The sequence below is a fragment of the Pseudomonas sp. 6D_7.1_Bac1 genome (genome assembly GCF_025465945.1).
Classification (GTDB): Bacteria; Pseudomonadota; Gammaproteobacteria; order Pseudomonadales; family Pseudomonadaceae; genus Aquipseudomonas.
This window is the reverse complement of sequence record NZ_JANLNW010000083.1, coordinates 1-12,442: the sequence shown is the minus strand read 5'-3', so window position 1 is coordinate 12,442 and position 12,442 is coordinate 1. Positions and strand designations below refer to the sequence as shown.

Genomic DNA, 12,442 nt, shown 5'->3' with positions numbered 1-12,442 from the left:
GCGACAGTCCTCTAGTTGACTTGGTCAGCGATGCTTTGCGGCACCGGGATCTGGATCTCCAGCAGTTGCTGGGCGAACGCTTTGCCTTGCGGGTCGATCCGCAGGCTGGCCACGCCACCGCCGCCGAGGGCGTTTTCCAGGAGAAAATTCAGGCTGTGAGTGCCGGGTAAATACCAGCGCTCGACACGCCCGTGGATCGGGTCGAGGACGTGATTCATCCAGTCGACGACCACCGCAGGCGTCAACGCTTCGGCGATCCAGGGCAGGAACTCGGGGGTGCGGGCCATGACGCCGATGTTGCTGTGGTTACCCTTGTCACCGGAGCGCGCCACCGCGAGTTTCACCAGCGCCACACTGGCATCGGCCCGACCTTGGGGGGTGGGTGGAGCAAAAGCTACCGGCAGATCGGCGCTGTCGAGGTGATCGAGGGCGGGCAGGGCGCAGGGGTGACGTTGGCCTTGCAGGTCGATTTCCAGCGCGCAGGTATTTTTGTCGATCAGGAACGAGAACAGACGGATCAATGGATACACCGTCGGCCGTCCACCGACGATTCCGGTCAGTCCTGGCGCCATACCAGTGGCGGCCTGGGCGATTTCCCGGGAGAACAGGATCAGCGCCTGCTTGCTTGGGTGCCGCACGGCTAGTTTGATCACCACTTCGCGGCTGTCCGGGCGCTGGCCGTGGGGACCATACGTTGCTTCGCTGCCGAGCAGTTCAATGTTTACTTCGCTGTAGGGCTCCCAGCCACGTTGGCCGAACATTTCCGAGGTCTTGGCGATGATCGCCTGGCTCACCCGTTGCGCCTTGGCGACTGCGTCGATTCCGGCGATCAGGCAACTGGCGGTGCAGCGAAAACCGTCCGGGTAGGTCGCGCTGACTTTGTATTGACGGGGTGGTGGCAAGCCTTTGGCACCGTGAACTCGCACGATGTTTTTGCCGTGTTGCTGGAGTTTGACCTGGCTGAAATCGCAGACCACATCCGGCAGCAGGTAGGCCCGTGGATTGCCAATTTCATATAGCAACTGCTCGCCAACACTGAGCGGCGTGACCAAGCCACCGGAGCCTTCGGGTTTGTTGATCATGAACTGGCCATCGGCACTGACCTCGACGATCGGAAAACCAATGTGTTCGTAGTCCGGCACCTCTTGCCAATCGGTGAAGTTGCCGCCGGTGCACTGCGCGCCGCATTCGATGATGTGCCCGGCCAGTGCGGCCTGGGCCAGTTTGTCGTAGTCCTGCCACGACCAGCCGAATTCATGCACCAACGCCGCACTGACCACCGCGCTGTCGACCACTCTGCCGGTGATGACGATGTCCGCGCCCAAGCGCAGTGCTTCGACAATACCGGGGGCGCCGAGGTAGGCGTTGGTCGACACGCACATCGCTGGCAGGGGCGCGCCGCTGAACATTTCCTTAACGCCGCAGGTAGCCAACTGCTTGAACTGCGGTTGCAGGTCATCACCGAGCAGCACGGCGATCTTCAGAGGCACGCCGGCGTTATCGCACGCCGCTTGCAGCGCTGCTGCGCAGGCCAGCGGATTGATCCCGCCAGCGTTACTGATCACGCGGATGTTCTGTTCGAACAGTTGCTTGAGCAGGGGGCTGAGGACTTCGACGAAGTCGGTCGCGTAACCGGCCTGCGGATCTTTCATCCGCGCGCCGGCCAGTAAGGACATGGTGATTTCTGCCAGATAGTCGAACACCAGATAGTCCAACTGAGCGCCTTCAACCAACTGCGCGGCAGCGGTGGAGGTATCGCCCCAGAAGGCACTGGCGCAGCCGATACGAACGGTTTTGTTCATTGCAAGCCTCCGACAGAAGTGGATCGAGACTACCAAGCAAGCGCTTGGTTTGTAAATGCCGATTACATCTTCTGCCCAAGCGCTTGCTTGGTCGCCCCGGCCAGCTTAAATTGCCCGCGCAAACCACTGTTTTGGTGGAGTGAACACACAGTTGATTGAGCGACTGTAGGAGAGAACGGGTGGACGAGCAAAAAGCCCTGCTGGTAATGCGCGAGTTGGTCGACAACGGGCAACTGACCGACCCTGACAGCGCTCGCGGCAAACTGTTGCAAATGGCTGCTCATCTGTTTCGCAACAAGGGTTACGAGCGCACCACGGTGCGTGACCTGGCCAGTGCGGTCGGGATTCAGTCGGGAAGCATTTTTCATCACTTTAAAAGCAAGGACGACATCCTGCGGGCGGTGATGGAGGAAACCATTCGCTACAACACCGCGTTGATGCGCGCGTCCCTGGCGCAAGCGACCAGCGTGCGTGAACGGGTGCTGGCGCTGATTCGTTGTGAATTGCAGTCGATCATGGGCGGAAGCGGCGAAGCGATGGCGGTGCTGGTCTATGAATGGCGTTCGCTCTCCGAAGAAGGTCAGGTCCAGGTGCTGGCGCTGCGTGATATCTATGAGCAGATCTGGCTGCAAGTGTTGGGTGAGGCGAAAGAGGCCGGTTTCATTCGTGGCGACGTGTTCATCACCCGGCGTTTTCTAACTGGCGCATTGTCCTGGACCACCACCTGGTTTCGTGCGGACGGCAGCATGAGCCTCGATCAATTGGCGGACGAAGCGTTGATTCTGGTGCTGGAAGAAAAATGACGGTTTTGCCAAAACCTATTAAATAGCCATCACCAAGTTGTCTAAGTGGGGGAAACCGCCTAGCTTTGTAGTGAATGTATTTTTATAGGTGGGTTTGTTTTGATGTCTTCGCCAATTCGGAAGGTTTTACGGATTTCGCTGATGGCGCTGAGTGCGCTGTTCGTACTGCCAACGTCGGCCGCACAAGTGGTGCAGGTGGGCGCGGCGCATTTTCCTCCCTATACCGTTCGACCGGAGAATGGCGACGATACCGGGCTGCTGCCGCAGTTGGTCGAGGCGCTGAACAAGATGCAAACCGACTATGAGTTCAAACTCGTGCCGACCTCATTGCAGCGTCGATTCGGTGATTTCCAGGATGGCCGGACTGACATGGCGATCTTCGAAAACCCGGATTGGGGTTGGAAGGATATCGCGCACAGCACCGTCGACATGGGGCTGGAAGATGCTGAAATCTTTGTCGCACAGAGCAAGCCGGATCGTCAGCAGAGTTACTTCGCCGATTTGAAAGGCAAGCGTCTGGCGCTGTACAGCGGTTATCACTATGAATTCGCCAATTTCAATAACGATCCGCAATTTCTCAAGGACACTTACAACGCGACGCTCACGACTTCCCACGACAGCAATATTTTAATGATCCTTCGCGATCGTGCCGACATCGCACTGGTCACACGTTCGTATCTTTACGATTACCTGCTGCGCAATGAAAAGGTCGGGGCACAGTTGCTGGTATCCCAGCGTATCGATCAGGTTTATCACCATTACGCGCTGTTACGTCCGCAAGCGCCGATCAGCGCAGAAACCTTCGGCAAGTTGCTGCAAGGCCTGCGGGACAACGGGCAGATGCTGAAGATTTTCGATCCGTACAAGATTGCCATCGTGCCGGTGCCCAAGGTCTGATATCAGGACATCAGTCGCCGATTTCACTCCAGCCCCTGAATTTCCTTCCCGGGCTCACGTCACATCGTTGGACTGTCGACGATTACCGTGAGCCCGCCCCCTGTTCAATCTGAATGACCTGATGGCGGAGCTGTAAGGGCTTTAACCGTCAAAGGATCGCAGGCTTGTTACAACCTCTATTGAAGTTCGGATTGACTGTCCCCCGTCACCGGGACAGTCTGCCGAAGTTTTTTGGTTGACCCCATTCAGAAAGGAGACAGTGGATGCCCTTCGTTACGATTGATGGACAATCGCTTCACTACCTTGATCAAGGCACCGGCCCGGCGGTGCTGTTGGCCGGTAGTTATTTGTGGGATCAGGCCATGTGGGCGCCGCAGATTGCGGCGTTGTCGCAACACTATCGGGTGATTGCGCTGGACCTTTGGGGGCACGGGGAATCGGGACCGTTGCCTCAGGGCATGACTTCGCTGGATGATCTGGCGCGTCAGGCACTTGCGCTGCTTGATCATCTGGATATTGACCGCGTCACCCTGGTCGGCCTTTCGGTCGGCGGCATGTGGGGCGTGCGTCTGGCGCTGTCGGCCCCGCTGCGCCTCAACGGCCTGGTGCTGATGGACACCTATGTCGGTGTCGAACCCGAGCCGACTCGCCAGTACTATTTCTCGTTGTTCAAACAGATCGAAGACAGCGGTGTGATCTCGCCGCAGCTACTCGATATCGTGGTGCCGATTTTCTTCCGCCCGGGCATCGATCCTCAGTCTGCGCTCTATCAGGATTTCCGCGCCAAACTGGCCTCGCTGCCGCCTGAGCGTTTGCGCGAAAGCATTGTGCCGATGGGCCGCATTACGTTTGGTCGGGATGATCTGTTACCGCGCCTGGGCGAGCTGAATCCTGAAACCACGCTGCTGATGTGCGGTGATCAGGACAAGCCAAGGCCGCCGTCGGAAACCATGGAAATGGCCGAGTTGATTGGTTGTCCGTATCTGTTGGTGCCGGAGGCTGGGCATATCTCCAACCTGGAGAACCCGGCGTTTGTGACAGAAGCGCTGTTGGCATTTTTGGCTGAGAGAACCTAGTCGATTATCCAGTCGCCATCGCGAGCAGGCTCGCTCCCACAGGGATATGCGATCAACTGTGGGAGCAGCCGGGCGGCGCTCCGTCTGCTCGCGATGGCGTCGGTGAATCCAGTAGAAATCTGACGGCAAAAACTACTTCGGCCCGAGAATCTTCACCAGTTTGTCCGGCGACGGCGCGCCTTGCTGCTGTTGCAGTTCGCCCTTGTCGTCCATGTAGAAAATCGCCGGGGTGGCGGACAATTCGAGCTCTTCCATCAACTTCATGTTGGCGTCGAGTTTGGCCTGGATGGCGGCGGGAATGGTTGTCAGCGCTTTCAGCGCGCTTTGCTTGCCAGCCTTCTCATGATCTTCCAGGGCCTTGCTCGGGTCCTTGCTGGCCAGCAGGGCGGCGGACTTGCCCGGGCTGTCTTCGCGGATGATCCCGACCATGATGTGCCGCAGTTGCACCTTGCCGGATTTCACCCAAGGTCGGGCCTGCTCCCAGAACAGGTTGCAGTAAGGGCAGTTCGGGTCGCTGAACAGGTAGACGGTGCGCGGTGCGTCCTTGCTGCCGTCGGCGATCCAGTTGCTGGCGTCCATCTTCGCCCAGACTTCCTTGGCCATCGGCGCGTAGACCAGTTTTTGCAATGGCTCGGCGCTCAGGTCCTTGCCGTCGGCGTCGTACAGGTTGCCGAGCAGTACATGCTGGCCGTCGGGCGTCAGGTACAGGGTCATGCCGCGGTGTTGATACTGCGCCGCGTAACCGCGCAGACCATCGGGCGCGTCGAAACTGCCAATGATTTTCGCGCCTTTCGCTTCGATCTTGCGGATCGCCGCAGGCAGTTCTTCGGCGTGTACCAAGGGGATTTGCAGCAGGGCTGCGCCCAGGGACAGCGTCAGCAGGTGGCGGAGGCGGGGCATGGCAGTTTCCTTGACGGTGTGGCCTGTATGGCCGGATTCGGGGTATCGAAGCTTTCGAGGGCGCGGGCCAGGCTGGCTTCTGAAAGCTCACCCAAGTGGCTACCTAACAGTCGACCCTCGGCGCTATAGAACAGCGTAGTTGGCATTGCCATCGAACCGACGGCTTGACCCAGTCGGCCGCCACCATCGAACAGCACGTTAGACAGGCTCAAGCCCTGGGTGGCGAGAAAGGTGCTGACGCTTTGTATGCTTTCGGCCTGGTTGACGAACAGGAAGGTCAGGTCGGGCCGATGTTGCTGGGCGTTCTCCAGTACCGGCATTTCGCGTCGGCAGGGCGGGCACCAAGTGGCCCAAAGGTTGATCACCAAGGGGCCGCCCTGATAATCGTCCAATTGCACGGTTTCGCCGGCGGCATTGCGCAAGGCGATGTCTGGCAGGCGTGTGCCCTGTTCGTAAAGGCTCAGCGACATACTCGCCAGTAACCAGAATAACAGGCCGCTGCCAACGCCCAAGCCCAATGGTTTACGTAGCGCCGGCCGACGCCAACCGCGCAACAGCGTTGCCAGCAGCAGGGCAATCACCCCTGGCCAGGCGAGGAAACCGCCATCGCGCAGGTCGATGATCTGCCACGGGTCATCGCGGTAGTGGGTCCAGTAGGCCAGCACAAAACCGATCCTGGCAGCGAGCAGTCCCAGCAGGAACAGGCTGAACAGCACCGACTCGGGGTTCTCGCCACCGCGTTTGGCCACCCGCCAGCCGACAAAGGTGGCCAGTGCCAAGGCACTGATCAGCAGCAGGTGGTTGAGCGCAATGGCAAAGGTGCCGAGGGTAAAGGTCAGCATCAACGAGCGTCCCGGGTGATGTTCCAGCGTTGGAGGAAACCGGCGGCATCCACCTCTCCGGTGATGCGCTGGCTGCGGCGCTCGATGCCGTCGGCGCCGACCCACAACAGGCTTGGCGGCCCCGGCACTTTATAACGGCCGAGCAGCTCACGGCTGGCGGCATTGTCGGCGGTGACATCCAGGCGCAGCAAGCGGACTTCTTTCAGCGCGTCCACTACCTGGGGGTTGCCGAACACCTGTTTCTCCATGATCTTGCACGACACGCACCAGTCGGCGTAGTAGTCCAGCAGCACCCACTGACCTTGTGCGAGGGCAGCGTCCAGTTCGCGTTGCAGCGCGGCGGGATCCTTGACGGTGATGAAGGCGTCATGGGCCGAGGTGCTGGTGACGCTGTTCGATGCCTGTGCGCGGTAAACCTGCAACGGGTTGAGCAGGTCATCACTGCCGCCCGCGGCACCAATCAACAGCAGGCTGCCCCATAACCCGGACAGCAGCGCCATGCCACCGAATACATGAGCGGCGCGGCTGAACCCACCGGTCTGGCGCCAGGCGCTGTAGGCGATGATCAGTAGCAGCGCGCCCCACAGACCGACCCACAGCGACTCATCAAGCACCGGTCGCACCATCACCAGCGCTGTCCCGAGGAACAGGAAACCGAAGATGCCTTTGAGCAGGTTCATCCAGGCGCCGGGTTTGGGCAGGAAACGATTGCCGACGGTCACCAGCAGCAACAACGGCAAACCGATGCCGATGCCCATGGCGAACAGGATCAGCCCGCCGTGCAGCGCGTTGCCGCTCTGGGCGATGTACAGCAAGGCCCCGGCCAGTGGCGCGGTCATGCACGGGCCGACCAGCAACCCGGACAAGGCGCCCAGTACGCCGGCACCGATCAGACTGCCGCCGCCCTGTTTGCGGCTGGCGTTTTCCAGGCGATCACGCAGGGCGGCGGGTAATTGCAGTTCGAAGAAACCGAACATTGGCAGCGACAGCAGTACAAACACCACGGCGAAACTGCCAAGCAACCAGACATTCTGCAACAGCGCCTGCAAGTTCGCACCGAGCAACGCGGCTAATACGCCCAGCGCCGCATACACCAGCGCCATGCTGACCACGTAGCTGCCGGCCAGGGCAAAACCGCGCTTGGGGCTGGCGCCACTGCCGACGATCAAACCGGCGAGAATCGGCAACATAGGTAACGAGCAGGGAGCGAAGGCCAGTAGCAAGCCCAAGCCGAAGAACACCAACAAACTCCAGCCCAGCGCCTGCTGTTGCAGACCGCTGGCCAAGGCTTGATCCGGTGCTTCACTGGTGCTGACCGCCGTTGCGCCGCCACCCAGATCCACCACCTGAGTCTGCGGCGGATAACACAAACCGGCATCGGCGCAGCCCTGGAAGCCAACCTTGATCTGGCCACTGGCGCCGGCCGGAATCTTTAATTCCAGGCCTTGGCGATAGACCTGCTGATCACCGAAGAACTCATCGCTGTGGGCTTCGCCCTCGGGCAGTGCTGGTTTGTGGGCATCGGGTAAACCGTTGAAGCTCATGCGTTTCTGGTACAGGTAGTAACCGTCGGCAATTTGCCAGAAAAGCTGGGTTTCTCCGGATTCAAGACGTTCGGAGGTAAAAACAAAGGCTTTACCGACCGGGAGGAAATCGGGTTTGGTGTCGAACGGATTCGATGTCGCCTGGGCCACCCCCGCAATGAAAAGAAAAAATAGTAGAAACAGACGACGCATGGGTAAGCCTTATCACGGTGCAAGTAGGGTGCACGATGCCGGGTGGCGATTAACCGATGATTAACCGCGTTATTCTTGTGGCGACGGCGCGTCGGGCATAATGTCCGCTTAATCCGGCACCTTCTTAATCACTGCTTTTCTACAGGTCTCACCATGCACGTACTGGTTTGCGAAGACGATGAGCTGATCGCCAGCGGCATCGTTGCCGGCCTCACGGCCCAGGGGCTGACCGTGGAGCACGTTGCCACCGCTTCGGCGGCACGGGCGATGCTCAAGGTCGCCGAGTTCGACGTGATGGTGCTCGACCTGGGGCTGCCGGACGAAGATGGATTGAAGCTGCTTCAGCAGTTGCGCCATCACGGCCTGGAGATTCCGGTACTGATTCTCACCGCGCGCGACTCGGTAACCGACCGCGTCGATGGCTTGCAAGCCGGCGCCGACGACTACCTGCTCAAACCCTTCGATTTGCGTGAGCTGGCCGCGCGCCTGCACACCCTGTTGCGGCGAGTGGCGGGGCGTAGCATCAATCTTATTGAACACGGCGCACTGACCTACGACCCGAGTAGCCGGGAAACCCTGCTCGCCGGTCAACCGGTAGACCTGTCGCGCCGCGAGCAATCGCTGTTGCAAGCCTTGCTGCACAACCGAGGCCGGGTGCTGTCGACCGAGCAACTCAAGGACAGCGTCTACGGTTTCAACGATGAACTGGAAAGCAACGCCCTTAATGTTCATATCCACCACCTGCGGCGCAAACTCGGCAACGGCATCGTCGAAACCGTGCGGGGGCTGGGCTATCGTCTCGGACCGGCTGATGGCGGAGAGCAATCGAAATGATGAGTTTGCGTTTGCGCCTGAGTCTGACCCTCGGCGCGGCCTTCGCGCTGATCTGGGCCCTGGCGGCGGCCTGGATGCTCAGCGACCTGCGCAATCAGATGATGTTTTCCCTCGACCAGCGGCTGGTGGCTTCGGCACGCATGGTTGCCGGGTTGCTGGAGCAATTGCCGGCGCTGCCGAGCAAGGGTGATGGCACGCATTTCAGTGCTGAGCAGTTGAATATTCCGGGGGGCATGGCCTGTCAGGTCAGCTCCTTGCGCGGCGAGATTCTGGCCCGCAGTCACAGCACTCCCGAACAAACCCTGGAAGCCGAAAAAATGGGCTTCCACGACCAGATGATCGACGGTGCGCGCTGGCGCAGTTTCACCTTGGCTCGCGGTGATGTACGGATTACCACAGCCGACCGGCAGGTCGAGCGCGAGGCGTTGAACATGTCGGTGCTGTTGGCCGCGTCGGTGCCGGTGGGCGTGGCGTTGCTCGGTTGCCTGTGCCTGCTCTGGCTGGGTATCGGCCAAGGCCTGGCGCCACTTAATCGCATGCGCGACGCCTTGATGCGCCGTAGCGCCGACTCCCTTGAACCGTTGCAGATCCAGCCGCTGCCGAGCGAACTGCAACCCTTGCTGGAAACCCAGAATCAGTTGCTTCAGCGGATCGGCAAGACCATCGAGCGCGAGCGGCGGCTGACTGGCGATGCGGCCCATGAGCTGCGTAGCCCGCTGACGGCGATCAAGACTCACCTGCAAGTGGCGCGCATGACCGAAGGTGCCGCCCGTGATCAGTCCCTGGCCCGTGCCGAGGAGGGCGCCGACCGCTTGCACCGGACCCTTGAGCAACTGCTGTTGTTGGCCCGGGTCGAAGGCAGTCTGTCGTTCGATGACGGCGTACAGTGCAGTGCCGAACAAGTGGCCCGTTTGGCGATTCAGGACGCGGCCAGCGGTGATCGCCAGCGAATCAAACTGCACTTGCCAGCGAGTTACTCACAGGCACCGGTGCATATGCCTGCCGTGCTGTCGATTGCCGCGTTGCGCAATCTGTTGGACAACGCCTTGCGCCACACCCCGTCGGAGGCGGCGGTGGAGCTGAGCCTGGAAACCATGGGCAATCGCGTGCGTTTTCAGGTGCGCGACCACGGTCCGGGAATCGCCGCCGAAGACCTGCAACACCTGACCCAACGCTTCTGGCGCAACGGCGCGAGCACCGGTTGCGGTCTGGGCCTGGCGATTGTTCAGGCGATCGTCCAGCGTTGCGATTGCGTCCTGCATTTCGACAGCCGTGCCGACGGCTTGCGGGTTGAGCTGACGATGCCGTTGCAGTCGGCCTGAACACCCCCCACACATATCCCTGTAGCAGCTGGCGAAGCCTGCGTTCGGCTGCGCAGCGGCCGAACGCAGGCTTCGCCAGCTGCTACAGATCGGGTTACACCAAATGTAACGTCTCTACGTTGGCTATCCAGCTTCGGAGGACGCTATTGTCTTTGCCAGCTGACTCAAAGGATTGAGGTGATGGCGCTATGGACGCTTGCATACAAATCTGCAAAGCCGGGCCCGCGGACGCGGGGATCATCAGCCGGATCGTCGAGCGCTCGATCAAGGTCGGGTGCGCTGGGGACCATCGCAATGACCCGAAAGTCGTCGCGGCCTGGACCCACAACAAAACCGTTGAACATGTGCGGCCCTGGCTAGCGGACCCTCGCCTGTACCTGAATCTCGCGTTGCTGGCCGACAAGCCGATTGGTGTGGCCATGGCCGCCATCAGCGGCAAGGTCGGGTTTTGTTACGTCCTGCCGGAATGGTTTCGGCGTGGTGCCGGGCAAGCGTTGGTGCAGGGCCTCGAAACCTGGTTGATCGAACAGGGTTTCAGTCGGGCGCGACTCAACAGCACCCGTACCAGCGAAGATTTTTTTCAGCACCTTGGTTACCGGCGATGTGCTGAAACCTTCAGTGTTGCCGGACTCACGGCGGTCCCCATGGACAAGTCGCTGACAGCTCCCCCCATATGAAAGAAAATATTTCGCTGACTTGTAGGAGGCTGGCAAGCCAGGCTCCTACAGATCGGGGGGTTACTGCGGTTTGAACATCTCCATTGCCCGTTTTTCGATTTGTGCCTGGGTCAGGTCCTCCTTGCGGGTCGACAGGAACCACACATGGCCGAAGGGGTCTTTCAAGGTGCCCGAGCGGTCGCCGTAGAACTGATCTTTCACTTCAGAAATCACCGTGGCGCCTGCCTTGATCGCCTGGGCGTAGCGTTTGTCCACATCCTCGACATACAGATGCAGGCCGACGGACGGCGATTTATCGGGGTTGCTCAGCGGGCCTTGATCGCACGGCGTACCGAGCATGACGGGGCAGTCGCCAATGCGCAGTTCGGCATGGCCGATGCCACCGTCGGGCATCGTCAGGCGCATGACTTCCGTGGCGCCAAAGGCTTTCTTGTAAAAATCGATCGCCTCGGCGGCTTTCTGGATTCCCAGGTAGGGTGTGATGCTGTGATAACCCTCGGGAATGGGTTTAACGCTCATGACCGTACTCCATGTTTTTGTGGGTGGATGTCGCGAAATGTTTCGCCGATTTCCGGTCGATTCACTATAGGTCAGCCCCATCCAGGCAACCGAGTGGCCGACGGGTTGCATTCCCACGCTGAGTGGGAACGATCATTCGGTCATTTCGAGGGCTCCAACAATCGCGCTCCCGGCCCTTGCTCACCCAGCACATCCCCGTAATTGCGCAACGGACACGCCTCCATCGACAAGCACCCGCAGCCAATGCAGCCGTTGAGCTTGTCGCGCAGCAGGATCAGTTGGTTGATCCGTTCATCCAGGTCGTTGCTCCATTGTGCGGACAGGCGCTTCCAGTCCGCAGCTGTCGGGGAACGATGATCGGGCAGCGACTTCAGCGCTTCGCCAATTTCCGCCAACGGAACTCCCAAGCGCTGCGCAACCTTGATCAGCGCCACCCTGCGCAACACTTCCCGTGGGTAACGCCGCTGGTTGCCCTGATTGCGATTGCTTTTGATCAGCCCCTTGGACTCATAAAAGTGCAGCGCAGTGACCGCCACGCCGCTGCGTTCTGCCAGTTGGCCGACGCTCAGCTCTTTGTGCAGGTTTTCTTTGGTGATCATCTGAAATGCCGCTTGACCTCTAGTTAACTGGAGGTTTTATCCTGCTGAGCTTCACATCGCAAGATTCGGCTTACAGGCCAGGGGGAATCCTCATGCAGTCAGTAGAGAAAAATCACAGTTTTACCCAACTGATCGAATTCGAGATCGAACCCCATCAGCAGCAGGGTCTGGTCTCAGCCCTGTCGGCACAAACCGAGCGCCTCGCCCAGCATTACCAAGGCTTTCTCAGCGCCAGCGTGCAGGCCAGCGCGGATGGCCGGCGGGTGCTCAATTACCTGCAATGGCAATCGCGCGAGGCTGGCGAGGCGGCGTTTCAGAGTTTCGAGAGCGGTGAGCAGGATTTCTGGCAACTGATCCGCGCCTATCGGGCCAAAGGTGTCACCTTCGACTCTTATCAGGTGCTGCGCAGCATCGAGCGTCGCCCGGACGATGCCT

General features: G+C 60.0%; 13 protein-coding genes. 7 read left to right on the top strand and 6 right to left on the bottom strand.

What is annotated here, in order from left to right:
• Positions 1-11: 11 nt before the first annotated feature.
• Positions 12-1,802, bottom strand: coding sequence for an acyclic terpene utilization AtuA family protein (locus NTD87_RS26555; protein ID WP_262117150.1), 1,791 nt, complete (start codon positions 1,800-1,802; stop codon positions 12-14).
• A 179-nt stretch (positions 1,803-1,981) separates the two neighbouring features.
• On the opposite strand from NTD87_RS26555, the gene NTD87_RS26550 reads away from it, so the two are divergent.
• From NTD87_RS26550 to NTD87_RS26540, 3 genes are all read left to right on the top strand, one after another.
• The gene (locus tag NTD87_RS26550; RefSeq protein ID WP_262117149.1) at positions 1,982-2,605 is read left to right on the top strand and encodes a TetR/AcrR family transcriptional regulator; all 624 of its coding nucleotides are present in this window, start codon (positions 1,982-1,984) and stop codon (positions 2,603-2,605) included.
• A 102-nt stretch (positions 2,606-2,707) separates the two neighbouring features.
• On the top strand, positions 2,708-3,502 hold the full coding sequence (locus tag NTD87_RS26545; protein ID WP_262117148.1) for a substrate-binding periplasmic protein: 795 nt from the start codon (positions 2,708-2,710) through the stop codon (positions 3,500-3,502).
• Between the two features lie 263 nt (positions 3,503-3,765).
• Positions 3,766-4,578, top strand: coding sequence for an alpha/beta fold hydrolase (locus tag NTD87_RS26540; RefSeq protein WP_262117147.1), 813 nt, complete (start codon positions 3,766-3,768; stop codon positions 4,576-4,578).
• A 132-nt stretch (positions 4,579-4,710) separates the two neighbouring features.
• On the opposite strand, the gene dsbG is transcribed toward NTD87_RS26540, so the two are convergent.
• Genes dsbG through dsbD form a run of 3 tightly spaced genes read right to left on the bottom strand, consistent with a single transcriptional unit; the run spans position 4,711 to position 8,056 of the window.
• A complete protein-coding gene (gene dsbG / locus NTD87_RS26535) occupies positions 4,711-5,478 on the bottom strand; it encodes a thiol:disulfide interchange protein DsbG (protein WP_262117146.1) in 768 nt (255 codons plus the stop codon).
• Positions 5,454-6,320 carry a TlpA disulfide reductase family protein gene (locus NTD87_RS26530; protein ID WP_262117145.1) on the bottom strand — a complete coding sequence of 289 codons (867 nt, stop codon included), beginning with the start codon at positions 6,318-6,320 and terminating at the stop codon, positions 5,454-5,456. Before NTD87_RS26530 ends, dsbG begins: the two co-directional genes overlap by 25 nt.
• A complete protein-coding gene (dsbD, locus tag NTD87_RS26525; RefSeq protein ID WP_262117144.1) occupies positions 6,320-8,056 on the bottom strand; it encodes a protein-disulfide reductase DsbD in 1,737 nt (578 codons plus the stop codon). The genes NTD87_RS26530 and dsbD overlap by 1 nt, the downstream gene beginning before the upstream one ends.
• Before the next feature lie 153 nt (positions 8,057-8,209).
• On the opposite strand from dsbD, the gene NTD87_RS26520 reads away from it, so the two are divergent.
• The 3 genes from NTD87_RS26520 to NTD87_RS26510 all read left to right on the top strand — a co-directional run bounded on the left by NTD87_RS26520 (position 8,210) and on the right by NTD87_RS26510 (position 10,889).
• Complete coding sequence (locus NTD87_RS26520) at positions 8,210-8,890, top strand: response regulator (RefSeq protein WP_262117143.1); 681 nt, start codon at positions 8,210-8,212, stop codon at positions 8,888-8,890.
• Positions 8,887-10,212, top strand: coding sequence for an ATP-binding protein (locus tag NTD87_RS26515; RefSeq protein ID WP_262117142.1), 1,326 nt, complete (start codon positions 8,887-8,889; stop codon positions 10,210-10,212). The genes NTD87_RS26520 and NTD87_RS26515 overlap by 4 nt, the downstream gene beginning before the upstream one ends.
• Positions 10,213-10,400: 188 nt before the next feature.
• Entirely contained in the window at positions 10,401-10,889 is a 489-nt protein-coding gene (locus tag NTD87_RS26510) for a GNAT family N-acetyltransferase (RefSeq protein ID WP_262117141.1), read from the top strand.
• Between the two features lie 60 nt (positions 10,890-10,949).
• Here the strand turns inward: NTD87_RS26510 and NTD87_RS26505 are convergent, their stop codons facing one another.
• Positions 10,950-11,408, bottom strand: coding sequence for a VOC family protein (locus NTD87_RS26505; protein ID WP_262117140.1), 459 nt, complete (start codon positions 11,406-11,408; stop codon positions 10,950-10,952).
• A gap of 140 nt (positions 11,409-11,548) precedes the next feature.
• Entirely contained in the window at positions 11,549-12,007 is a 459-nt protein-coding gene (gene soxR / locus NTD87_RS26500; protein WP_262117139.1) for a redox-sensitive transcriptional activator SoxR, read from the bottom strand.
• A 92-nt stretch (positions 12,008-12,099) separates the two neighbouring features.
• On the opposite strand from soxR, the gene NTD87_RS26495 reads away from it, so the two are divergent.
• Positions 12,100-12,442, top strand: a 343-nt coding sequence (locus NTD87_RS26495; protein WP_262117138.1) for an antibiotic biosynthesis monooxygenase, incomplete at its 3' end; no start/stop codon positions are given.